22 protein-coding genes and 2 pseudogenes are annotated in these 22,757 nt (G+C 68.1%); 12 read left to right on the top strand and 12 right to left on the bottom strand.

Annotated features, from left to right (window positions below; translation table 11 throughout):
- Window positions 1-41: 41 nt before the first annotated feature.
- Together J5X86_RS11350 and J5X86_RS11345 are read left to right on the top strand one after the other, a co-directional pair.
- The gene (locus J5X86_RS11350) at window positions 42-650 is read left to right on the top strand and encodes an ABC transporter ATP-binding protein (RefSeq protein WP_208516620.1); all 609 of its coding nucleotides are present in this window, start codon (window positions 42-44) and stop codon (window positions 648-650) included.
- Window positions 647-1,582, top strand: a complete 936-nt coding sequence (locus J5X86_RS11345; RefSeq protein WP_243980123.1) for an ABC transporter permease — start codon at window positions 647-649, stop codon at window positions 1,580-1,582. Before J5X86_RS11350 ends, J5X86_RS11345 begins: the two co-directional genes overlap by 4 nt.
- On the opposite strand, the gene J5X86_RS11340 is transcribed toward J5X86_RS11345, so the two are convergent.
- Window positions 1,545-2,306, bottom strand: coding sequence for a pirin-like bicupin family protein (locus J5X86_RS11340; protein ID WP_208516999.1), 762 nt, complete (start codon window positions 2,304-2,306; stop codon window positions 1,545-1,547). The genes J5X86_RS11345 and J5X86_RS11340 overlap by 38 nt on opposite strands.
- Before the next feature lie 321 nt (window positions 2,307-2,627).
- On the opposite strand from J5X86_RS11340, the gene J5X86_RS11335 reads away from it, so the two are divergent.
- From J5X86_RS11335 to J5X86_RS11325, 3 genes are all read left to right on the top strand, one after another.
- On the top strand, window positions 2,628-3,281 hold the full coding sequence (locus J5X86_RS11335; RefSeq protein WP_208516619.1) for an MFS transporter: 654 nt from the start codon (window positions 2,628-2,630) through the stop codon (window positions 3,279-3,281).
- Between the two features lie 168 nt (window positions 3,282-3,449).
- Entirely contained in the window at window positions 3,450-5,132 is a 1,683-nt protein-coding gene (locus tag J5X86_RS11330) for an alpha-keto acid decarboxylase family protein (RefSeq protein ID WP_208516618.1), read from the top strand.
- A gap of 210 nt (window positions 5,133-5,342) precedes the next feature.
- The gene (locus J5X86_RS11325) at window positions 5,343-6,512 is read left to right on the top strand and encodes a DSD1 family PLP-dependent enzyme (protein WP_208516617.1); all 1,170 of its coding nucleotides are present in this window, start codon (window positions 5,343-5,345) and stop codon (window positions 6,510-6,512) included.
- 153 nt (window positions 6,513-6,665) lie between these two features.
- Here J5X86_RS11325 and J5X86_RS11320 read toward each other — a convergent pair whose 3' ends face one another.
- Window positions 6,666-8,081 (bottom strand): amidase, encoded by a 1,416-nt coding sequence (locus J5X86_RS11320; protein WP_208516616.1) that lies wholly within the window; start codon window positions 8,079-8,081, stop codon window positions 6,666-6,668.
- Window positions 8,082-8,256: 175 nt separating this feature from the next.
- Complete coding sequence (locus J5X86_RS50575; protein WP_208516615.1) at window positions 8,257-8,943, bottom strand: FUSC family protein; 687 nt, start codon at window positions 8,941-8,943, stop codon at window positions 8,257-8,259.
- 402 nt (window positions 8,944-9,345) lie between these two features.
- Here J5X86_RS50575 and J5X86_RS11310 point away from each other — a divergent pair, with 402 nt between their 5' ends.
- The 3 genes from J5X86_RS11310 (at window position 9,346) to J5X86_RS11300 (ending at window position 11,422) form a co-directional block, all read left to right on the top strand.
- Complete coding sequence (locus J5X86_RS11310; protein WP_208516614.1) at window positions 9,346-9,855, top strand: MarR family winged helix-turn-helix transcriptional regulator; 510 nt, start codon at window positions 9,346-9,348, stop codon at window positions 9,853-9,855.
- A gap of 166 nt (window positions 9,856-10,021) precedes the next feature.
- Window positions 10,022-10,858 (top strand): hypothetical protein, encoded by an 837-nt coding sequence (locus J5X86_RS11305; protein WP_243980122.1) that lies wholly within the window; start codon window positions 10,022-10,024, stop codon window positions 10,856-10,858.
- Between the two features lie 189 nt (window positions 10,859-11,047).
- Window positions 11,048-11,422 (top strand): hypothetical protein, encoded by a 375-nt coding sequence (locus J5X86_RS11300; protein ID WP_208516613.1) that lies wholly within the window; start codon window positions 11,048-11,050, stop codon window positions 11,420-11,422.
- A 48-nt stretch (window positions 11,423-11,470) separates the two neighbouring features.
- On the opposite strand, the gene J5X86_RS11295 is transcribed toward J5X86_RS11300, so the two are convergent.
- Window positions 11,471-12,208 carry an SDR family oxidoreductase gene (locus J5X86_RS11295; RefSeq protein ID WP_208516612.1) on the bottom strand — a complete coding sequence of 246 codons (738 nt, stop codon included), beginning with the start codon at window positions 12,206-12,208 and terminating at the stop codon, window positions 11,471-11,473.
- A 147-nt stretch (window positions 12,209-12,355) separates the two neighbouring features.
- On the opposite strand from J5X86_RS11295, the gene J5X86_RS11290 reads away from it, so the two are divergent.
- A complete protein-coding gene (locus tag J5X86_RS11290) occupies window positions 12,356-12,928 on the top strand; it encodes a TetR/AcrR family transcriptional regulator (protein ID WP_208516611.1) in 573 nt (190 codons plus the stop codon).
- Between the two features lie 141 nt (window positions 12,929-13,069).
- Here J5X86_RS11290 and J5X86_RS11285 read toward each other — a convergent pair.
- Window positions 13,070-13,576, bottom strand: a pseudogene (locus J5X86_RS11285) (HAD family hydrolase); the annotation flags it as partial.
- A 285-nt stretch (window positions 13,577-13,861) separates the two neighbouring features.
- On the opposite strand from J5X86_RS11285, the gene J5X86_RS11280 reads away from it, so the two are divergent.
- From J5X86_RS11280 to J5X86_RS50565, 3 genes are all read left to right on the top strand, one after another.
- Window positions 13,862-14,197, top strand: a complete 336-nt coding sequence (locus tag J5X86_RS11280) for a hypothetical protein (protein WP_208516610.1) — start codon at window positions 13,862-13,864, stop codon at window positions 14,195-14,197.
- 410 nt (window positions 14,198-14,607) lie between these two features.
- Window positions 14,608-14,985: a GDSL-type esterase/lipase family protein gene (locus tag J5X86_RS50570; RefSeq protein ID WP_243980121.1), complete on the top strand. Its 378-nt coding sequence runs from the start codon at window positions 14,608-14,610 to the stop codon at window positions 14,983-14,985.
- A gap of 83 nt (window positions 14,986-15,068) precedes the next feature.
- The gene (locus J5X86_RS50565; protein ID WP_243980120.1) at window positions 15,069-15,275 is read left to right on the top strand and encodes a hypothetical protein; all 207 of its coding nucleotides are present in this window, start codon (window positions 15,069-15,071) and stop codon (window positions 15,273-15,275) included.
- Between the two features lie 63 nt (window positions 15,276-15,338).
- Here J5X86_RS50565 and J5X86_RS11270 read toward each other — a convergent pair.
- From J5X86_RS11270 to J5X86_RS11240, 7 genes and pseudogenes are all read right to left on the bottom strand, one after another.
- A pseudogene (locus J5X86_RS11270) lies at window positions 15,339-15,734 on the bottom strand (SAM-dependent methyltransferase); the annotation flags it as partial.
- A gap of 620 nt (window positions 15,735-16,354) precedes the next feature.
- Complete coding sequence (locus J5X86_RS11265; RefSeq protein ID WP_208516609.1) at window positions 16,355-16,768, bottom strand: VOC family protein; 414 nt, start codon at window positions 16,766-16,768, stop codon at window positions 16,355-16,357.
- A gap of 12 nt (window positions 16,769-16,780) precedes the next feature.
- Window positions 16,781-18,049, bottom strand: coding sequence for an MFS transporter (locus J5X86_RS11260; RefSeq protein ID WP_208516608.1), 1,269 nt, complete (start codon window positions 18,047-18,049; stop codon window positions 16,781-16,783).
- Window positions 18,046-18,519, bottom strand: a complete 474-nt coding sequence (locus J5X86_RS11255) for a cupin domain-containing protein (RefSeq protein ID WP_208516607.1) — start codon at window positions 18,517-18,519, stop codon at window positions 18,046-18,048. The genes J5X86_RS11260 and J5X86_RS11255 overlap by 4 nt, the downstream gene beginning before the upstream one ends.
- On the bottom strand, window positions 18,482-20,314 hold the full coding sequence (locus J5X86_RS11250) for an FAD/NAD(P)-binding protein (protein ID WP_208516606.1): 1,833 nt from the start codon (window positions 20,312-20,314) through the stop codon (window positions 18,482-18,484). The genes J5X86_RS11255 and J5X86_RS11250 overlap by 38 nt, the downstream gene beginning before the upstream one ends.
- A gap of 26 nt (window positions 20,315-20,340) precedes the next feature.
- Complete coding sequence (locus J5X86_RS11245; protein ID WP_208516605.1) at window positions 20,341-21,195, bottom strand: N-acyl homoserine lactonase family protein; 855 nt, start codon at window positions 21,193-21,195, stop codon at window positions 20,341-20,343.
- Window positions 21,192-22,463, bottom strand: coding sequence for a KamA family radical SAM protein (locus J5X86_RS11240; RefSeq protein ID WP_208516604.1), 1,272 nt, complete (start codon window positions 22,461-22,463; stop codon window positions 21,192-21,194). The genes J5X86_RS11245 and J5X86_RS11240 overlap by 4 nt, the downstream gene beginning before the upstream one ends.
- Window positions 22,464-22,757 lie beyond the last annotated feature (294 nt).

Genomic DNA, 22,757 nt, shown 5'->3' with positions numbered 1-22,757 from the left:
CCCGCTCGTTATAGCGGAACGCCAAGGGGAGGAGGCCCTCGATGGAGGTGACCGGCGTGTACCACGCCTATGGCCGGCGGGCGGTGCTGGGCGGTGTCGACCTGCGACTGCGCCCCGGTGTACTGGCCGGAATCGTGGGGGAGAACGGCGCGGGCAAGACGACCCTGCTGAGGATTCTGTCAGGCGAACTGGCTCCCGACCGCGGCACGGTCCGCCACTACGGCGGTTTCGGGTACTGCCCGCAGGCCGCCGTCCTCAACGACGCGCTCACCGTCCGCCAGCACCTGAAGTACTTCAAGGTCGCCTACGGTCTGAGTGACCTGGTGCGAGCCGAAGAGGTCATGGAGGCACTCCAGTTCAGCGAGTACGCCGACGAACGGGCCGGAGTCCTCAGCGGCGGAACCCGGCAGAAACTGAACCTCACCCTGGCCCTCATGCACAACCCGCGGACACTGCTGCTGGACGAGCCCTACCAGGGCTTCGACTGGGAGACCTACCAGCGGTTCTGGGACCTGGCCACAAGGCTGCGCGAGGACGGCCGATCGGTCCTCGTGGTCTCCCACCTGGCCTACGACGCCGAACGCCTCGACACCTTGTGGCGCCTGGACGGGGGCCGTCTCCACGGGCAGATCGCGGAGCCCACCGCATGACACCTCCCCGAGCCGTACGCCGCAACCGCGCCCTTTTCATGACCGCGGCCCGCTACGCGCTGATCGAGCACCTGCGCAATCGCTTCGCCATGGTCCTCATCGCCCTGTTCATCCCCGTGTGGACCGCGCTGGCGTTCTGGTCCGTACCCAGCACCCCCACCCGCTTCCGGCTGCGTGCGACCGGTGACCCGCTCACCCCGCACGGCAACCAGCTCACCGAGATCACCGGCGCCCTCAACGCCGTCACCCTGATCGTCGGCTTCATGATGTTCGCGGCCTCTTTCGCGGGCGGCCACTTCGACCGCCGACTGGCCCTGGCCGGCTACCCCCGCACCCATCTCGTCCTGGCCAAGCTCACCTCCTTGACGCTGGCCTCCGCCGCCGTGGCCGCCTACGCGACCGTCCTCACCCGCACCTTCTGGGCACCCGAGCAGCCCGCCCTGCTCGCCGCCGCCCTCTTTTGCGCCGGCATCACCTATGGCGCCCTGGGCGTCGCCTTCGGCTCACTGCTGCGCCGTGAAGTGGAGGGCATGTTCGCCATCGTGATGACCAGCGTGATCGACCTCGCCCTGCAAAATCCCCTCTACAGCTCCAGCTCCGACGGCGGCGTGGTGCGCTACCTGCCCTCCTACGGTGCGATGCAGGCTGCCACCGGTGCCGGGTTCTCCAGCACTCCGCTTCCGAAGTACCTCGCCATCCAGGCCGGCTGGTTCACCGCCGCCGCACTCATCGCCCTCCTTGCCTTCCACTGCCGCACCCGCAACACCCTCGGCAAGAGCGGACGGCCCGCTCGTGGCGACTCGTCGAACTCGTCTAGTCCGCGCCCTCCCCGGGTGGGACTCGCGGGGATTCCCACCCGGGGGACGAGCTGGGCTCAGGCCCGAGGAGCTGGGCTCAGGCCGTGGAGACGGCGGCGTTCATCTCCCACATGAGCACCTCGGCGCCGTCGGGGCCGCCGGTGACGCGCTGGCCCTCCGCGCCGGTGACACGGACCGCGTCGCCGGTGGCCAGTGTTCCGGCACCCTCCAGCTCGGCGCTGCCGCGCGCGACGAAAAGGTGGACGAAGGGAGCGGTGACGATCTCCAGGGTCTCGGCGGGGCGGATGCGGGCCACGTGCAGGGCGGCGTGCTTCTGCCGGATGCCGATCGCTCGGTGGTTGCTGTGCTCGGGCATGCCGGAGGCGAGAGTGGCCCAGCCGCCGAGAGCGAGTTCATCGTTGATGTCGAGCTGCTCGTAGCCGGGCCGGATACCGGACTCGTCGGGGATGGTCCACATCTGGATGAAGTGGACGGGGTCATCGTGCTCGGGCCGGCCGGTAAGGGTCCAGGAGTCGTTCTTCTCGCTGTGAAGGATGCCGGTGCCGGCGCTCATCCGCTGGGCGAGGCCGGGGTAGATCACCCCGTTGTGCCCCTCGGAGTCCTGGTGGACGAGGCCGCCGTCGAGGACCCAGGTGATGATCTCCATGTCCCGGTGGGGGTGGGTCTCGAAGCCGGTGCCGGGGGCGACGACGTCGTCGTTGGAGACCAGCAGAAGCCCGAAATGGGTGTTCTTGGGGTCCCAGTGGCGCGAGAAGGAGAAGGAGTGGTGGGAGTCGAGCCAGCCGGCGCGGGTGTGGAAGCGCTCGTTGGCGCGCCGGATGTCGAGCAGGGAGGCCATGGTGGTGGTGTCCTTTCTGTCCGTGCGGCCGGGGGTGTCGACCCGGTGATGTAGTTGAACGTTATACAACATCGCGAGCCGAATCATTCCCGTCGCTCCCAGTCGGCGGCATCATCGTCGCCCCCGGCTACACCGACCCCTGCCAAGTTCACCGACGGCAACCCGTACGGCACCTCCGGGCCGGCCGCGTCGGCGGGCATCCCAGGTTGGGCCGTCCGCGGGCGGCCGGGGGCGTCGTTGCGCCCGTCGCCCGCGTGAGGCGCCCGGTCTGCCGCAGGATGGCGCCCGTATGCCTATGGCGCCCCCGGCATGGTGAGGACAATGACCACCAAGACCACGCCGCCGACAAGCCTGTCCGGCCAGGGCCGCCTGCTGGGCGAAGCGCTCGACTCGGCGAGCATGTCGCGCCTGCATGTCCTGTTCTGGCTGCTGTGCGCGGTCGCGTGGGACGTCTGGTCGCTGATGGCATTCCGCTTCGCGCTGGGTGTGGCGGTGGGCCTGGACTACCCGATCGCCGCGAGCTACATGGCGGAGATCCTGCCCTCCAAGAACCGCGGCCGATGGCTGATGGCCGCGTTCAGCCTCCAGGCGGCGGGCATCCTGCTGGGTGCGGTGGTGGCGGTGGTGGTCCTCGAAGTGCGGCCACAGGCCGACTCGTGGCGGATCATCCTGGGTTTCGGGGCGGTGCCGGCCCTGGTCATCATCTGGCTGCGCCGTATGGCTCCGGAGAGCCCTCACTGGCCGGCGCAGAACGGGCGGGAGCGGGAAGCGGGCGAGGTCGGCCGGGCACTGGTCGGTGGCCCGGTCCAGGTGACCGACGCCGACCGGACGCGGCGGGAGGCGCCACCCGAGGGGCTGAAGGCGTTCATCCAGCCACGGCTGTTCTCCGCCCGCTGGCGCCGGCGCACCGTCTTCCTCGACGAGCTGTCCGGCGCCCAGGTGACCGCGGTAGCCCCTCGTGTCACCCCGCCATGAGGTGGCCCGCGCCCGGCTCGCCCCGCCGCGGGCTGCGCGCCCGGGTGGCCGTAACCCGTTCGGCGGGGCACGTCCCGGGGCCCGGTGGCTCGGGGGAGCCACCGGTGACAGCATCGTCACGGGCAGACCGGCGTGGCAGGAATCGAGAGCATCGAGAAAGGTCGCGTCATGGGCGTGTGCATGGTCGGTGACTACCTGCTGCGTCGTCTGCGGGAGGTCGGGGTCAGGCATGTCTTCGGGGTGCCCGGCGACTATCAGCTGGAGTTCCTGGACCAGGTCGAGGCGATGGACGGCCTTGACTGGGTGGGGAATTGCAATGAGCTCAATGCCGCCTATGCCGCGGACGGCTACGGCCGGTTGAACGGGATCGCCGCGCTGGTCACCACCTTCGGCGTGGGCGAGCTGAGTGCCCTCAACGGTGTCGCCGGCGCGTACGCCGAGTCGGTGCCCGTCGTGTCCATCGTGGGGACGCCCGCCACGTTCGTCATGGAGGGCAAGCAGAAGGTCCACCACACGGCCGGTGACGGCGACTTCACCCGTGCCGCGAAGTGCGCCGGTGAGTACACGGTCGCGCAGGCGATGCTGACCCGCGACAACGCCGCTTCGGAGATCGACCGGGTACTGCGCTTCTGCTGGTTGCTCAAGCGCCCCGTATACATCATGCTGCCGTCGGACGTCGCGTACGAGACGGTCGAGGCGCCGACCGAGCCCCTGGCCCTACTGGAACCCTCCAGCGACCCCCGCAGACTGGAGAAGTTCGCGGGCCAATCGCGGGATGCGCTGCGCGCGGCCCGGTCGGTGGCCGTGCTGGTCGGCCCCGAGGCCGACCGTTACCACCTCGCCGGCCAACTGGTGGAACTCGTCGAGAAGATCGGCTGCCCGGTCGCCTGTCTCAGCAACGCCAAGGGTGTCTTCCCGGAGGATCACGACCAGTTCATCGGCGGATACGCGGGCAAACTCAGCGACACCTACGTCCGGGAGTCCATCGAGAACGCGGACTGCCTGCTGGCCGTCGGCACTCAGTTCACCGACTCGGTCACCGGCGGATTCTCCCAGAACATCGACCCGTCACGGGTCATCGCGCTGCATCCGAGCACCGTCGCCGTGGGCGAGACCCAGCACGCCCACGTGTCCATGAAGGACGCGCTGCTGGCCCTGATCAGTAAGGGCCCCCATAAACCCGCCGACATCACGTCGCTCTTTCAACGCCGCCTCATGGGGCAGGCGTACGAGCCCGTGCGCTCGGCCCGGCTGGTCCAGGAGCGCTTCTGGCCGCAGCTCCAGGCGTTCCTCGAGCCCGGCGACGTGGTGATCGCCGACCAGGGCACCTCGTACTACGGATGTGCCGAACTGCCGCTCCCGCACGGCTGCACCTTCGTGGGCCAGCCGCTGTGGGGGTCGATCGGCTACACGCTTCCGGCGCTGCTGGGAACCATGCTGGCGGCGCCCGACCGCCGCCACATCCTGCTGATCGGCGACGGCTCCTTCCAACTGACGGCGCAGGAGCTGTCCACGGTGCTGCGGAAGGGGCTCACCCCCGTCATCATCCTGGTCAACAACGACGGCTATACGGTCGAGCGCTGCATCCTCGGTGCGGACGCGAGCTACAACAACATCGCCACCTGGCGGTACGACCGGCTGGTCGAAGCATTCGACCCCCGGAACCTGGCCATCACCGCCAAGGCGGACACCGAAGACGCCCTCGCGGCCGCGCTCGACACGGCCAGGAGCAACCGCGACCGGCTCGTCTTCATCGAGGCAGTCATGGAACGCCTGGATGCCCCGGAGTCTCTCGTCAAGCTGGGCAAGGCGTTCGCCGCCGCGGACTACCACCACGCGCCCGTCTCCTGAGCGCACACCACAGGGGTGCGTCCCGTGTGCCCGTGTGCCCGGGCGGACCGCCGTTCTGCTGTACGGCCCGCCCGGACACAGTATCTAGCGCTATTGTCTAGAAGTGGAATTTTAGTCGATGATGTGAGCGGGACGCGGACCATGCCCCAGGGCGACGGTGTGCATGCGATCCGGGCGACGAACAACCTTCGAGAAAACGGACCTCACCCCATGACCACCACCACCCCGTCCACCAGTACCAGGACGCTCGCCGACCCCGACACCCCCTTCGCGGTCGTCGACGTACACAAGGCGCTGCGCAACATCGACCGCCTCGCGGCCAGGGCCGACCACCTCGGCGTCGCCTTGCGGCCGCACGTCAAGACGGCCAAGAGCCTTGACGTCGCCGCCCTTATGCACGGCGGCGCGCCCCACCCCGTCACCGTCTCCACGCTCGCCGAAGCCGAGGCGTTCGCCGACGGCGGCTACACCGACATCACCTACGCCGTCGGCATCGCCCCCCACAAACTCCCCCGTGTGATCGCCCTGTTGCGCCGCGGCGTCACCCTCCGCGTCCTGCTGGACAGCACCGAGCAGGCCGACTTCGTCGCGGAAGCCTCCCGTCGGGAGGGCATCAGCATTCCCACCCAGATCGCGATCGACTGCGACGGCCACCGCGGCGGCCTCAAGACCGATGCCCCCGCCCTCGTCGACATCGCTCGCACGCTGCACGACGCCGGATGCCTGGACGGTGTGCTGACCCACGCGGGCGAGTCCTACTTCGCCTACTCCGCGGAGGAGCAGCGGCTGGCGGCGAAGAACGAACGCGACACCGCCGTCGCCGCCGCCGAGAATCTGCGCGCCGCCGGGCTGCCGGTGGCCACCGTCAGCGTCGGCTCGACGCCCACCGCACACGCCGCCGAGGACCTCACCGGCGTCACCGAACTGCGCGCGGGCAACTACGTCTTCTTCGACCTGGTGATGGCCGGTCTCGGAGTGTGCCAGGTCGACGACCTCGCGCTGTCGGTCGTCGTCACCGTCATCGGGCATCGTCCCGAGTACGGCTGGATCGTCACCGACGGTGGCTGGATGGCGATGTCCCGCGACCGCGGCACCGCGGCCCAGCCGCAGGACCAGGGGTACGGCCTGGTCACCGACCTGGAGGGGCATCTGATCCCCGGCCTGGTCATGAGCGCCGCGAGCCAGGAACACGGCACCATCACCGCCCGCGACGGCGCCACCCTGCCCGACCTGCCAGTCGGCACCCGTCTGCGCGTCCTGCCCAACCACGCCTGCGCCACAGCCGCCCAACACCGCGGCTACCACGCCATCGACAGTGGCCGGACGGCGACGGACGCACCCGCCGTCCAGGCCGTCTGGCACCGCATCAGCGGTTGGTGACCAGTCGGCAACGGGTCGGCCGGGCGCATGGCTCGGGCCGACCCGCTGGCACTCATCGTGTCGGAGGCGTCCACGATCCGTCGACGACCGCGATACCGACGGCCGTGGCGATCCGTTCGCGGGACTCGAGCGGCCGGGAGTGAGACCGAGGGATCAGCGGCGGGCGAGGTCGGGGGAGCGGTGGCGGACGGGGCTGACCGACTCGAGGGCCGCGCCCAGCCGCAGGACGGTCGTCTCGTCGAACCAGCGGGAGACGAGCTGGACACCGATCGGCAGCCGGTCGCCGGTGGCCCCGAATGGCAACGACAGCGCGGGCAGCCCGGTGAGGTTGAACGGCACGGTGGCGCGCATGATGCCGCTCGCCGGTACCGTCCGCTCCCCGACACGGAACGTCCGCTGCGCATGAGGCGGGGCCGGTACGGGGCACACGGGGCACAGCAGCGCGTCGTAGCGCTCGAAGTATCCGGCGAACAGCGAACTGAGTGCCTCGACTCGCTGTTGCGCGGCGATGTAGTTGTCCAGCGCCACCTCCGGAGCGTCGATCGTGTGTTGCATGACGGTGTGCAGTTCGGACTCGCGGCCGGCGGCCACTCGCCGAAAGTACGGTCCCGTCTCCGCGGCGAACAGGATGGCGCTCAGCTCGGTCCCGTCCACCGCCTCCAGGGCTTCCAGGGGAGCGGGTTCGACGGTGCAGCCGGCTTCGCGCAGCGCATCGGCCGCGGCCGAGACCGTGGCCGCCACCTCACCGTCCACGGGACCGAATCCGGGCTCGGCCATCCAGCCGACGCGCAGCCCGGCCACCTCCTTCGGGGAGTCGGTCTGGGGCGGTGAGTGCCGCACCTCACCATCCGCGCCGTCGGGTCCGGACAGAAGGCGCAGCGCGGTCGCGATGTCCCGCACGCTGCGTGCCATCGGGCCGACGTGCCAGTAGCGACGGGGAACGTCCGGCCAGTGTCCGGTGATCGGAATTCGTCCCCGGGTTGCCTTCAGGGCGACGATCCCCGTGTCATGCGCCGGGCCACGCACCGAGATGGCGACATCGCTGCCCAGCCCGAGCGGTGACATCCCGGCGGCGATCGCGGCCGACTCGCCGCCACTGGAACCGCCGGGTGTTCGTTCGACATCCCAGGGGTTGCGGCACCGGCCGACGAGCAGGTTGTCGGTTTCGGTCCAGTAGGAGAACTCGGGCAGGTTCGTCTTGGCCAGCGGAATGGCACCGGCTGCCCGAAGCCGCGCCACCGCGGTCGCGTCCGCCGCCGCGACATGGTCGCGGAACAGCACGGAACCACGCGTGGTAACGACGCCCTCGACGTCCAGTGCGTCCTTGACCGTGAACGGCACACCGTGGAAGGGCCCGAGAGGGGTACCGGCCGCGACCGACTCATCAGCGGCGTGTGCCGCGGCGAGCGCCTGCTCGGCGAGCACTGTCACCATCGCGTTGAGCTCTGGGTTGACCTCCTCGATCCGGTCCAGATGCGCCCGCACCACCTCGGCCGCCGACACCTGTCGTGTCCTGATCAGCTCGGCCAGCTCGGTCGCGTCCCGGTAAATGGACCTGTCCATACTCATCCAACCTCCACGTGCTACTTGGGATATCAATACTGCGTCTGGTCAGCTCATGCGCTTCTCGAACCGAGGGGTGGGCGCGGCCGGATTCGACGCGGGTGGGATCGGCGGCTGACCGAACACCTTGTGAGGACGCCGAGTTGGGCGTCGATCGCGGCGAGAGTCCGCACGGCTACGGCTACGGCCACGGCCACGGCCACGGCCGCTTCCGGTCCCGGTGGACTGGCCTTCGCCAGTGGAGTCGGTCCGGGGGCGCCGTGTGGTGCCGGGCGGCGGCCGATGGCGCGGCGTATGGCGAGCGCGTGCGCCGCCACCTCCTCGCGCCGCCGGCCCAGGCTCGGGTCGTCGGCGACAGCACAGCCGTGACGCAGCCCGCCCAGTACGCGTAGCTCAACTCCCGCAGCCAGGTGGCCACCGTCAGCACTGCGAAGATCAGCACCACCACGGCGTCCGACCGGGGTCCGAACGATCCGGCGACCGCCCCCGCCACCACCGTCCCGACCGACGCGCCGACCGTTCGCCACACCCCCTTCACCAGCGCATCCGCGCGGCTTCGCGCACCGCTGCAGACGAGGAACGCCGTGAGGACCACCCAGGCCCAGTGGTCCGGCCACAGCATCCGGCCCGCGGTGAACGCCGCGGCCGACGCGGCCGCCATCTGCAACGCCATCCGAGTGCCGGCCGGCATCCCGCCGCGCGCCGGCCCGGCCGCTGTGACCACATCGGCCGCCGGTGGCCTGCGAACGAAACCGATACGTTGCGCCACCCACATCAGCGGCGTCCCCCAGGCGACCGCGACCAGTGCCGTCACCGCCGCCCACCCGGTTCGCTCGTGCCCGCCGACGGCCTCGGTGCCACCGGGCACGACCAGGACGGCGATCAGCGGCCAATACGACGAGAGTGCCCACCCGTGTGGCGCGGAGCCCGAACCGCCGCAACCAGATCGACCCAGCCATGGCCAGGACGAATGCCACGTCACCCACCTGGGGATGACGCTGGATCAGCGTGGTGAGCTCCGTTCCACCGGCCGCCGCGCATGGCAGCACGGCGCACGCCAGCAGCCGGTCGGTCCGGTCCAGGACACGCTGTATCGCCATGGTCATGGCGGTTGCCCGCAGGTGCATCCACCTCGGGCCGAAGTGCAGTGTCCGGCGCAGCGGCATCGAAAACGTAAGCATTACGTAGCATCATCGCCGATGGAATACGTGCGATCGGGGCCTTCGGTTGAGCCCTCCTCTGGATATTTAGTAAGTGGTACCTTAGCAATATGCTGTCAGAGCAACCAGCACACGAGGACCGTGGGCAGAGCGACGAGCGCGGGAGCCTGGATGGCCGAGTGGCCGCCGAGATCCGGCAGGGTGCCGTCCGATTCGCCCGCAGGCTGAGCGCGGAGCGCCCCGCGGAAGGGCTCAGCCTCAACAAGTGCAGCATCCTCGGCCACTTGCTGCGCAACGGCCCCATGTCGGCCGGTGCCCTCGCCACCGCCGATCGCCAGCAGCCGCAATCCCTGACCCGGGTCTTCGCCGAGCTCCAACGCGACGGCCTGATCAGCCGTACGCGTGACACCCACGATGGCCGGCAGCAGGTGCTGGAGATCACGCAGCCGGGCCGCGAGGCCCTCGCCCACGACCTGGCACAGCGCGACGCATGGCTCGACATCGCCCTGGCCGACCTCAATGAGACCGAGCGCCAGGTCCTGCTGCTCGCCGCCCGCCTGATGGACCGCCTGGCAGGCTCCCCGGCCGTGCTGCCCGACCGCCCGACCAGCCCCCGCTGACCGGTACTCGAGCGAGTGCGCCTGCCGAGCGATGACCTGAGCGGTACTTCGCGAGCCGAGCCGCGCGTATCAGCTTCATGTGATGTGTCACGAGCCGGTATCCGTCTCGCAGTGGGTCGCCCACGTGGGGGACGGGCGGCAACGCGGCTCGCTTAGAGTGCCGATCATGTCTCACTCAAAGATCATCGAGCCCATCACTCAGCACCCGCAGTCCACCCGTATATCGTCCCGGCGAATGAAGAAGACCCTGATCGCGGCCATCGGCATCGGCATGGCCGTCGCTTTGAGCGGGTGCAACGACGACACCGGCGAGGCCACGGACAAGGACACCAGCGCCGCGGAGTCGAAGGCGCCCTCGGCGGGGTCGTCCCAGTCCGCTGCCCCGTCGAACCCTTCGGGCGACCAGCCGTCGGTCGCCGGATGGCAGACGCAGACCGCGCAGAAGCACCACTTCCGCTATGACGTGCCGGCCAAGGCCAAGAAGTGGAGGGTCTTCGATGAGAACACGGCCCTCTCCTACACGGACAAGAACGGCCAGCCGATCGTCGTCATGACCGCGGCCGCCAGCTACCGTGAGGGCGGCTGCTCCTCGAGTCCCAATCCCAAGGCCATCGGTGAGGCGGGCAAGGGGCAGCTTGCCACCGTCGGCACCACAGGCGGTGGCAAGGACGGCACCCTCCAGGAGAACGCTCGTAACTGGGCAGGAAACTGGGGCTTCGCCGCGTACGGGGGTGCGGACCACAAGCCCAAGATCAAGGTCAGCGAGGCCAAGCCATGGAAGCAGGGGAATATCGACGGCTACACCGCCACCGCCCAGGTCACCGTCACCAACCGGCCGAGCTCATGCGTCCCGTCGAAGGCGATCGTGCACAGCATCGCGCAGAAGCTCCCCGACGGCACCATGCACGGCTGGGTGATCTACGCGGACCAAGGGGTTCCGAACGCGCTGACAGCCGCCGAGATCGAGAAGGTCATGGGCACCGTCCGGTCCACTGGTAGCTGACACCATTCGGCCGGTGAGGCGGCGACGATGCGCGGGCACGGCGGGAGCGAGCATCGCGGGGGTGCTCAAGTTCCCTCTCCGTCCCCGCTCAAGTCCCTTTGCTCCAGCGGAAGTTCTGTAATCAAGATCGAATAGCTGCTTTAATTGGGGTAGCTGATCGTGAGTCCCGGCCCTCGGAAGGCAGCGTTGATGTCCCCCGTCCTCTACCAGTCCCGCTCCCGTTCCGATGTCCCGTTCGAGGCTGCTGCCGACGCCGGCGTTCTCCGCGTCATGTCCGACTCCCGTACTCCGGTGTTTCTCACCGTGCATGCACGTGGACGACGCCGGTACGGCTACTGGCAGCCGTACGACCACGTCGCCCACAGGGGAGGCTGCTACGTCGCTCTGCCCACCCCCGTATGCGACAGGCTGTACTCCCAGGGGCGGATCGCCCTCGGTGATCCCCTCGTGGACCCGGGCAAGACCACGTACCGCGTCTGGCCCGCCTATGACCCGGTCGCGCCGGTACGCATCCCGGTGGCACCCCTGCCCGCGGTGGCGGCGGCACAGACGCTTGCTGCGTGAAACTCCAGCGTCTTCCCTGTCGGCCCGCCCGGTCGGAAGCGTTGGTCGTCAGGCTTGCACGGTGGGCCGTACGACCACCTCGCTGATGTCGACGCCGGCGGGCTGCTCGATCGCGTAACCGATCGCGGACGCGATGGCGGACGGTGGGATGGCCATCTCGTCGCGCTGTCGGGCTGCCGCCGCCGCTGCCTCGGGACTCGCACCCTTGCCCACGCCCTCGGTGTTGGTGAACCCGGGCGAGACCAGGGTGACCCGCAGGTGGGGTCCCGACTCCTGTCGCAGTCCCTCGGTCAGCACCTTCACCGCCGTCTTGGTGGCCGCGTAGACGGCCTGCGGGGATTTCACGACGTAGGCCGCCGTCGAGGCGATGTTGACGAACTGGCCGGAGCGCTGCCGCCTGAAGACGGGAAGTGCCGCCCCGATACCGTTCAGCAGGCCGGTGATGTGTGTCGCGACCATCGCGTCCCAGTCGTCCTGGCGTAGCTCGTCAAACGGTGACACCGCCATTGTGCCGGCGTTGGAGACCAGGACATCGAGCCGGCCGAACCGGTCGACCGCCGTGTCCGTCAGGCGCTCGAGGTCCTCGCGGCGCGTCACGTCGATGACCGTCCCGACGGCCGAGCCGCCCTGCGCCGTAATCTGGTCCACTACCGCCTGCAACCGGTCTTCCCGTCGGGCCCCGAGCACGAGCCGGGCGCCCTTCTCGGCGAGATAGATCGCCGTCGCCGCTCCGATGCCGCTGCTGGCACCTGTGATCGCTACGACCTTGCCTTCGACACCTGACATGGTCAACGTCCTTCCAAGGGGGATGTGTACAGGTCGGACCATGGCCTACAGTGAAATTGGGGGCGCCCCCACTTACGTGACGAGAGGCTAAGTGGGCGGCCCTCCGTTTAGCAAGTGAAGGGGACCGGAGGAGAATGGCGACCGCTGATGGCCGACAGTGCACAACGCCCGTTGCGAGCTGACGCGCGGCGTAACAGAGACAAGATTCTCGCGGCTGCGGTGCGCGTGTTCGCCGAGGAGGGGCTGGACACGCACCTGGAGCGCATCGCCAAGGAGGCGGGCGTGGGCAGCGCGACGCTGTACCGAAACTTCGCCACCCGTGAGGCTCTGATCGAGGCGGTCTACCGCAACGAGGTGGCTCAGCTGTGCGACGCCGTCCCCGATCTGCTCGAGGAGAGGCCACCCTACGAAGCCTTGCGCGCTTGGACACGCCTCTTCCTGGACTACGTCACCGCGAAATTCGGCATGGCCGACGCCTTGCGTGCCATCGCCGCCGCGGGAAGCAACCCTTACGGCCACAGTCGGGACATGATCCAGGCTGCCATCACCGCCCTGATGGACGCGTGCATAGCCGCCGGGGCGATCCGCACCGACATCAGCCCGACCGATATGGGCGCCGCCCTCGAAGGCATCGCCGTCACCTCGGCCAAGCCCGAACACCGGGAACGGGCCGAACGACTGCTCGACCTCACGCTGGACGGGCTGAGGGCCCGTTCGTGATGCCGTCTCCGCGGCGGGGCCGTCCGGGCCTGTGCGCGGCTGCGGCGGCAGCGACGTGGAAAGCCGAACGAGTTGGCCGGCTCGGACGCTGGGTCACCAGGCCGGAACCGGGGTAGCCACCGTCGGCGATCGTCGTCGTGATCACACCAGCCACACCGTGATCATTCCACTGCGGCCGATCCCTTCAAGCGGGCGAAGGACGAGAATGTCGGGGACTCCTTCGCGCAGGCTCCCGAAGTGACGGTGCACGCCGCCCACCGCAACCGCGGCGTTGACCCCCCACACCGTCATGCCAGACCGCAGCCCTGCCTCGACTCCGGCGGGGGCGTCCTCAATGACCAGGCAGTCCTCGGGTTTGGCACCGAGCTGCTCGGCGGCCAACAGGTAGGGCACCGGCGACGGTTTGCCCTCCTCTGCTGCGGCCGCGTCGACAATGACGCGCGGGAGTGGCAGGCCCGTCCGGGCAAATCGCCCGCGTACCCGGTGCTCATAGTTCGACGTCACCAGCGCCCACGAGGCCGCCGGCAGGGTGTTCAGCAGCTCCGATGCACCGTCGAAGGCCGCATAGACACCGGACCGGACGTCCTCGTCCTCCCGTTCGTGCAGCGCGGCCAGGCACTCCGTTGGATCCTGGTCCGCAGCTACCCGCGTTCTTCCAGGCCCGGCGGCAACTTGAACGTGATAGCCGCCTCCTGTGCGGCCAGGGAGCCCGCCCCAACATCCACCCTTCCGGACAACTACGACAGTTCACCAACGGTCGGGAGGCGTATGTCCGCCACTCGGAACGCTGGAGCGAGGTCCCTGAGACCGTCTTGAACCCTTCACACAACTCGTGCCGGAGCCCAAGCTTCGACAGCACAGATCCATGCCCTAGGGTGCAACGCTGCGCCCTGGCGCGAATAACATTCCGACCCACCATCACGGGGATCTCTCATGCGTTTGGCAACCACACTCTTCCTGATCGGCGCCCTGCTCGGGGTGGCACCCACCGCGGCCCACGCGGCGCCGGCGCGTGACTCCGTCTCGTACGTCGCGCTGTCGTCGAAGCGAGGCGGTGGCAGCGGCGGTGGTGGCGTCAGCAAGGTCGGCGGCAACAAGAAGTCGAAACGCGGCGGCTACTCCTCCAGCAGCAACGACGGCGACTCGTCCACCGGAAAGAAGAAGATGCCCCTGTGGCAGGCGATCCTGTTCCTGCTCCTCCTGGGCGGCATCATCGTCTGGGCCGTCGTCAAGCTCGTACGCAAACTCCGGAAGGTCGTCAGCGCCTGACGGGCATTCGGCGGGGCCGTGGCGCGGATCAGATGCCACCGCCCGGCTCCGCCCGGCGGCCGCACGCCGCCCTACGAACTGGTCGACAAGCAATGACGTGTCGCCCTGCAGGTTCATGGCCAGGGCCGACGGTGGCGCACTCCGGGCGGGCGCAACGCCCTGCCGGGGCCTGCGGGGATGCGGTCGCAAGCATGACCCATAGGGGGCTCAAAGCCTCCTCCTGGCTGATCGGCGCTTTGGCCAGGGGTGATCGGGCGGCGGAGCCGTGATGTCGGCGGCATATGGGGGGCTGTCGGTCCGATGTCGGTGGGGTCCGGCACCTTTCGAGAGGTTCCGACGGGTACCCATATCGCCGGAGTGTCACCGTTCTCCTCCGTTTTCCTCTCCTCACCCGAGTTCAAGGAGCGCACATGACGATCACTGTCCGACCGGGAAGCACCGTGATGTTCACCGGCGATTCGATCACCGACTGCCAACGGCTGGAGAGCGAAGACGGTCTGGGGTTCGGATACCCGCTGCGCGTCGCGGGCGAGTGGGGACTCCGGCACCCGGACCGGCCCGTGACCTGGCTGAACACCGGGAACGGGGGCAACAAGGTAATGGACCTCGAAGCTCGCTGGCAGATAGACGTACTCGACGCGCGCCCGGACGTGGTGTCGATCCTCGTCGGGGTCAACGACATGGGCTGGCACACGCTGGACCCCAAGGGATACGTGATCCCCGTGGAGGAGTTCGAAGCGGGCTATACCGCCTGCTCGCGCCCCTCGCCGAGGCGGGCACGAAGCTGATCCTCATCGAGCCGTTTCTCCTGCCGATCCACGGCGTCGTCGAGGCCGGTGCCGGTGTCGTGCGCATCGGAGAGAAAGAGCGCATGGAATGGCGCACCGACCTGGACCCGAAGATCCAGGTCGTGCGCGACCTCGCCCGCAAGTACGGCGCGCAGCTGCTCGCCGCCGACGGCATGTTCGCCGAGCTCGCCGCGACCACCGGGCCGGAGTACTGGGCCGCGGACGGCGTACACCCGACGCCGGCCGGTCACGCCGCACTCGCGGCGGCCTGGCTGCGCCTGGTCGTGTGACCGGGCCTCGCGATCACCCGCGACACCGGCGATCGCGAGGAGCTTCGCCGCCTGACGGCAGCGCTACGGCCGGGTCTTGCTCGCGAACACCCACCGGTTGCCCGCCAGCGCGTCGTTCTGTTCGGGCAGTGGGCAGTGGGCAGCGGGCCGCGTCCGTGTTGGCGGGTGTAGTCGAAGGGGGTGTGGATCGATGTGGACCAGCCCTTGGCCGCCAGGTCACCCGCGGAGAGGTAGAACAGCAATCCCTCGGCCAGCCAGACGCTTGGTGCGGCCGTGTCGAAGCCGGCGTTGGTCAGTGCTCCGGCCCAGTCGGCGCGCAGATCGATCGGGATCGGTACGCGTGCCGCCTTCGGGGTGGCCGACAGTCCGCCGAGCACCTGGTACTTGAACGCTGGCACGCCTTCCCTGTCGATCTCGAAGATCAACACAGCCGGGAGGCCAATCGAGTCGGAACGCCCGTCAGTATGGACGAGGGGCGTCGGCCGCAGCGGATCAGCAGGACCGCGAAGGACCCCGTCCGGCCGCGGCGGGCGATCGTGTGCTGATGTCCGCCCAGGGCCAGACAGTCAGGGACATCACCTCGCTGATGCAGGTCGGCGAGGACTACGTCCGCGATTCATCCACGCCTTCAACGAGCGGGGGTTTACCGCGCTGGACCTGAAATGGAGCGGGGGACGCCCGAAGGCGATCAGTGAGCGGGTACATGAGCACATCCGCCTGATCGCCCGGACGTCCCCCGTGGACTGGAAGATCGTCGCCTTCTCCACCTGGAGCCTGGCCTAACTCGCAGCCCATCTGGTCGAGCGGCACGTGGTTGCGACGATCAGCCGGGATACCCTGCGGCGTATTCTGCGCGACGGCACGGTCTCCTGGCAGGCCACAACCACCTGGAAGGCGTCCACCGATCCGGATTTCATCGCCAGGATGCACCGGGTGTAGATGCGGTGCCACGCGGGGAAGTCGGCGGGCGTCGCGCGCCAGGTGATACCGCCCGCGACCAAGCCCTGTCGTCCCAGTTCAGAAGGCGCCTTCGCTTTTCGGATCAAGATCTGGACACTGCGGCAGGTGAAACGCGCAGGTTAGGCCGTCGCGGCGGCGCGCTCGAGGAGCTGAAACTGAATCCCCTCCGAGGTGTCGGGCCGGGAAAAGGCATTGAGGTTGCCGTCGATCGCCACGGGCTGAGGAGCGACGAATTCGACGCCGATGCCACGAAGAGTCTGCATGATCTTGGTGATGCTGTCGTCGACCTCGACGGCGATGTGCTCGATGCGAGCCTGGTTGCCGTCGCCGAGACGGCGCTGGCGGGCCTCGCCGGTGGTGGGTTCGATGAGCTCGATACGGGCCCCGTCACCCACCCGGTAGAACGCGGCTTTGACATGCCGTTCGGGCACCTCGCGTTCGAACTCGAGGGTGAGACCGAGGCTTTCGAGGAATTTCTTTGCGCGGAACAGGTCGTTGACGACGACACCGATATGGTCAATGCGCTTGAGCACGAGCGTGTCCCTTCAGGAGGTCTGCGATGCGATGGGGTTTGGGGCGGCCTGAGTGCGGTGCAGTTGGGCAGCCGTCAGGACCAGAATGACCACCAGGAAGAGCCAGCCGACCGTGTAGCCGGTGGCGCCGACGAGCACGCCGAACAGCGGTGGCAGGGCGGCGGCGATGATCTGGTTCAGGGTGATCGCGAAGCTGATTGTGGAGGCGACCGCGTGCTGGGGGGCGACGTCGGTGACCTGTACGAGGTAGAGCGGGTACCAGCCGACGCTGAGCAGGCCCAGCAGCGTGCAGAGCGCGTATGCAAGCACGCGGGGCGAGCCGGGGGTCAACACACTGAGCGCAGCGATCGGGATCGCGGAGAAGGCGAGAAGCCACTTCAAAGAGCGCATCCGCATGCCGGGCCAGAGACGGTCACTGATCCAGGCGAGACCGATCCGGCCGGCGATCCCGGCAGCCTGGGCCACCGAGTACATGAAGCCCGCCGTGACAATCGGGATGCGCAGGTGATCGTTGAGGAAGATCAAGATCTGCACGGAGAACACGTACTGGAACGCGGCCAAAGCGAGTCCGGCGATGAGAAGCGAGCGGACGGCTCTGTCGCGTACGAGGCCGAGGATCAAGCGGCGCAGGTTTACCGGTGTCTTTCGCGCACTCGTAGTGGCGTCACCCGCCTTGCGGTGGAAGGTGGCGAAGACCACGCCCCCGAGAATGCCGGCCACTCCCTGGACGATCATGGCTGCGGTCCAGCTGCGGTGCAGGGCGACGGCGGGCAGTATTGCGCCGGCGATGGAGGCGCCGATCGGCAGACCGGCTTGGCGTATGCCGGTGGCCATACCTCGTAGGCCGGGTTCGAACCAGCGGGTGATGGCCCGCTGCCCGCCAGGCAGAATAGATCCGTAGAAGGCGCCCATCACCAGGATGAACAGCAGCAGCACAGGGTAATTGCGACCCGCGGCCGCGGCGATGAACGCCGTGATGCCCATGGCGATCATCGTAAGAGAGACGACCCAGCGCTCTCCGTAGCGGTCGATGGCCCGCCCGATGATGAGCATCGAGGTGATCGGCCCAGCCTGGATCGCCGTGGCCGCGAGAGCAGCGGTGGCAGCGGACAGGTGGTAGGTGTCCTTCCAGAACGGCAGCAAGACGCTGACGCCGGAGTAGACGATCGAGCCAGAGGTCAGCGCGGTAACGGCGACGGCAAGCACGACCCACTTGTACGGGCCCGCTGAGTGGGCAGCCGTCTCGGCGGGCGCCGCCTCGTCGACCTCTCGCGCGGTCACGCGCCGGGCTCCGATTGCCTGGAGGCCAGGTTCCCCAGCTGGGCCAACAGCGGGATGTTCATCAGGTTCAGCAGGACGAGATTCTGGCTGGTGGGGTTGTTGAAGTGGTGCAGCGACCAGGCCGGGACGAGCAGAAGGTCCCCGGGGTTCAGATCGGTGGTCTCGCTCGTGTCGTGGAAGGTGACAGTGCCGGTGCCGGCTTGCACGACGAACAGGTGGTACCAGGTATGCGCGTGCGGGGTGGTGTTCTTCCCAGCGGAGATGACCTGGTAGGCGACGGCGACATCACGGATGATTTCGGCGCTGCCGTTCGGCAGAGACAGGGCGAGCGTGCCGCGTTCGGGGTGCTCTGTGTCGCCGAGTCGGCCGGAGGTGTCCGCCCACCGCCACACCACTGGCTCGGGCAGCGGGATGTCGTAGCGTTTTTTGAAGTCAGGGTATGGAAACTGGCTGCCGCTGCCGATCGGCACGGGAATCATCCTCCTCGACGGTCGTGAGTTGCTGCCACATGTCGCACACGGCGGCGTTCGCCTCGTCCGTGAACCGCGACTTCTGCCCGTCCCTGGGCAGGTAGTACGTGTAGTACCGCGGCCCTTCGACGGGGTATCCGAGAGCCCATACACCTGTGAGCGGCGTCCCGGTCTTGGCGATGACGCGGCCACTGGGTGTGATGTCCACACCGCCCGGCTCGTAGGAGCCGTTGCCATAGGGGCGGATCAGGCCGCGTGCCAACAGGCGGGCGGTCAGCGGGGAACTGTCCGCCTCGGGGTGGAACAAGTCCAGGCGCGCCGCCACCAAGGCGTCGGCGTGTCGGATGGTCGGGCCGTTGGTGAACTCGGTTTCAACGGTGAACCGGGAGGTCTCAGGGTCGGGGACGATACGGCAGCCCGGTCCTCCAGCCAGATCGACCACACCAGCGTTCATCAGGGCAAGAAGTTCGTAGTTACGGCGGCGCGGTGGCCCGAACGCGATCCTGTTCATGAGCGGCACCCAGCGGGTGTTGAACACCCGATGCGAATCCGGTGTCAGGCCGGAGAATTCGACGGCCTCGCGCAGGCTGGCGCGCACGTCCCGGATGGCGTCCGTGGCAGCTTTGACAGGGCTCGTCCGGTTGCCTTCCTCGGCGTGCTCCAGGTCCTCGGTGACGAACGCCGTGAAGAAGGCGCGGAAGGCGTCCAGATCCCTGAAGCTCTTACCAGCCAGCGGGTCGACGATGGCGTCGACAGCGGCCTGATCGGCCGCCGTGAATTCGTACTGGTCGGGCCGGATATGACGTTGCTCCAGCGTGGAGCGGTAAACGTAGCCCATCTCTCGAAGTAGTAGCGGCACGGCTTCCGCCTCGAAGTCGACCTGCGTGCTGCCGCGCTCCCGCTCCGCGTGCTCACGCAAACCGCGTATGGCCTCGGGGGTCAAGAAGTGCGGCTGGTAGGCGCCGGCGATGCCTTTCTGGTTGATGCCGCGTGCGGCGGCGGGCAGGCACTGACGGGAGAACAGCAGCATGCTCGGCTCGCGCCCGGACGGTATGTAGCGCATGCCGTGGCCGTCGCCCTCGAAACGTCCGCCCCGACCGATGGTGAGGTGAGCGATGACGTCGTGGGCGGTCAGCCCGAAACCCTGCACGGCCACCGTGGCCCCGGGAGCGATGCGCCCGAGCTTGTCGACCGGGTAGCAGTCCGCCAGGTAGGCGAGGCGGTCGTTGCGGCCCTGGTGTTCGCGGACGAAATTCTCGAACCGAAGATCCTCGTCGGTGGGAGTGCGCTGGCAGTGCCCGGTGGCGAGGAACAGGAAATCGGAGGGAATCTCGTAGCTGTCCTCGGTCCGCACCACGTACCTGCCGGGCGGGGAGAGCGGCTCCATGTCGATGGCGCGGGCCCGGTGGTGCACCACTCGCACGCTCGCGGGCAGCGAGCTGATGGTGTGGTCGGACGCGAAGGAGAGATACTCGCCGAGCAAGTTGCGCGGCAGGTAGTCGTGTGGCCCGATCGGCTCCCCACATGCCTCGCCAGTGCGGTAGTAGCCACCTGCGAAGCGGCGGTAGCCAACCTGCCGGGCCCAATCGGTGAACGACTGGCCGCTACCGTCGGGGAACATGGTGAGCTGGCTGGCGAGCGTGTTGGTGAGCAGATACTCGGGCTGCCGGTTGGAGTGTGCCCCTTGCCCGGTGTCGCCGGGGTCGACAAGGTGGACGTCCAGCTCAACGCCCTCGGGGAGCTGATGGGCTCGCTGGGCGATGTGCTGGAGGATGCCGAGGCCGCGCGGCCCCATCCCGACAATCGTGACCTGAACAGCCCTCACGAGATCACCCGCTCGCTCAGCTTCAGCTCCGCCGGGTCGGTGTACGGGGCTATGGGCTCCTCGTGCAACTGCACCCAGCGGGGGGCGTCCTCTACCCGGGGGAAGCGGGTGGCGACCTGAGGATCATGACCGGGGATGATGTGGTCGACGCCGTCCGCCAGAGCTTCGACGGTCTCGTACGCCTCGACCATGGAGGCGAGGTGGTCGAGGATCGGGAACGGGGCCCGGCGACGGATGTTGGCCCACAGGTGCGACGAATCGCTCGCCAACACCACCCAGCCACGCTTCGTGTGAACGCGCACTACTTGAAGGCCGGGGGTATGCCCAGGGGCCGGGTGCACCTCGACGCCGGGCACAATCGTCGCTGGGCCCTGGTGCAGGGTGAGGCGCTCGTCGAACAGCAGCCGAATCACCGCGTTCACATCCTCCGCCTCGAAGGGGCGGCGGGGTGCGGCATGGCGCATGGCGCGGCCGGTGCAGAACGCGAGCTCCCGCTCTTGGAGATGAACGCGAGCTGTGGGGAAGGCGGCGAGGTGACCGGCATGGTCCCAGTGCATGTGCGTGATCAGCAGATGCGACACGTCGGTGAGGTCGATGCCAAGACCGGCGAGGGCCTCGACGGGGTGATGAAGTTGCTCGCGGCCACGCCGCGCACCCGTGTGGGCGGCAAACCCGGTATCGACGACAATCACCTGATCCTGACCTCGGATGACCCAGATGTAGAAGTCGAACCCAGCCGGAGTGTCGGTGGCGCAGCGGTCGTCGGCGAACAGGAAGTTCTCCCGCGCGAGTCGCCCCGTCTGAGTCCCGAACCTGAGCGCGAGGAGTTCGTGGGTTGGCGGCCGACTCATGCGCCCACCACCGTCAGTTCACGAGCCTCGGGCGCCGGGGGCGGAAGTTCGTCCTCAAAGAAGAACTTCTCCGCCCCGAACGCCGGGATGAGCTGGTCGAACCAGGTCGCGTTCGGATCGTACGCGGCGTAGAACGGTCGGCGGGCCCAGTCCGCGTTGCGCCCCTGAAGGAGCTGAAGGGCGAACACCTTCTCGCCACGGATGGTGGGGGTGCCGTCGATGAGAACCTTGCCCGGAAACGCGCTCATCGAGGGGCCGCGCACGGTACGGGCAAGGCCGGAGACCCGCTGGTATGCGTCGCGGAAGATCTCGTACGCCCTCACCAGGGGAATCTCGAAGTAGGAGCGGGCGCCGGTATCGCGTTCGACGAACATGTAGTAGGGGATGGCGCCCAGCCGCACCCCGGTCGTCCACAGCTCCCGCCACGCCTCGGCGTTGTCGTTGATGTGCCTGAGCACCGGCGACTGTAGGCGCGTGTTCGCGCCTGTGGCGATGATCCGCTTCAGGGCGGTCTGTGCGATGTCGGGGCGCAGCTCGGCGGGGTGGTTGTAGTGCCCCATGATTGCCAGGTGCTTACCAGCGGTGACGACCCGCTCGAACAGCCGCATGAGTTCGTCGGCATCCCGGTCGGTGACGAACCTCTGGGGCCAGTAGGCGACCGATTTGGTGCCGATCCGGATGTTCTGGATGTGCTCGAACTCCGGCGTCAGGAGTGGTTCGATATAGCGGGCCAGAGTGTTTGTCCGCATGATCAGCGGGTCGCCGCCGGTGATCAGGACGTCGGTGACCTCCCGGTGACGGGCGAGGTAGGCGGTCAGACCCTGGGCATCCTTGGCGGCGAAGGCGAGCTCGTCGTCGCCGACGAACTGCGGCCAGCGGAAGCAGAACGTACAGTAGGCATGGCAGGACTGCCCGGCTTTGGGGAAGAACAGCACTGTCTGGGAGTACTTGTGCTGGATCCCCGAGACTTCCCCGCCGTCCAACTCGGGTATGTTGTGGGTTTGCTGGCCGGCAGGGTGGGGGTTCATCTGCTCACGGAGCCTCCCCACGTGAAGCGCGATCTGCCCTTTGTCGCCGGCAGCGATGACATCCCGCAGGGTGGCGTAGTCGGCGTCGTCCAGCATTGCCCGGTGGGGGAAGTTCAGCCGGAAGATGGGGTCGTCCGGGATGCTGTCCCAGTTGATGAGCTCATCCAGCACGTACTGATTGGTACGGAACGGGAGAACCTGGGAGACCACCGTGACGGCCTCGCGGAGTTCCTCGGACACCCGCCCCCACTGCGGGGCGCGTTGAATTGTTTTTCCATTGTAGGGCGTGAACTTGCCGACATTCAATTCGAGTCCCTTTCCCTCTTCGAAACCGAGCGGTGTGGACGAGCGTTAATCCGAGCCCCTCACCAATGAGTGGAGTGGTTACTCGTCATGCCGTCCGACGCACCGCGATCCTGCCTGAGCAATGAGACACCTGTCGCGGCCGCAAGGGATCGTGCATACGACTGACGTAAACCCGCCACAGGGCAAAAGGAATAATTCAACATTAAACGGACCGCCGCCGTCGACGTA

The sequence above is a fragment of the Streptomyces sp. NEAU-YJ-81 genome (assembly GCF_017592595.1).
Taxonomy (GTDB): domain Bacteria; phylum Actinomycetota; class Actinomycetes; order Streptomycetales; family Streptomycetaceae; genus Streptomyces; species Streptomyces hygroscopicus_B.
Note: the sequence above shows the minus strand (reverse complement) of the source record. Positions and strands in the feature narration are given on the sequence as shown.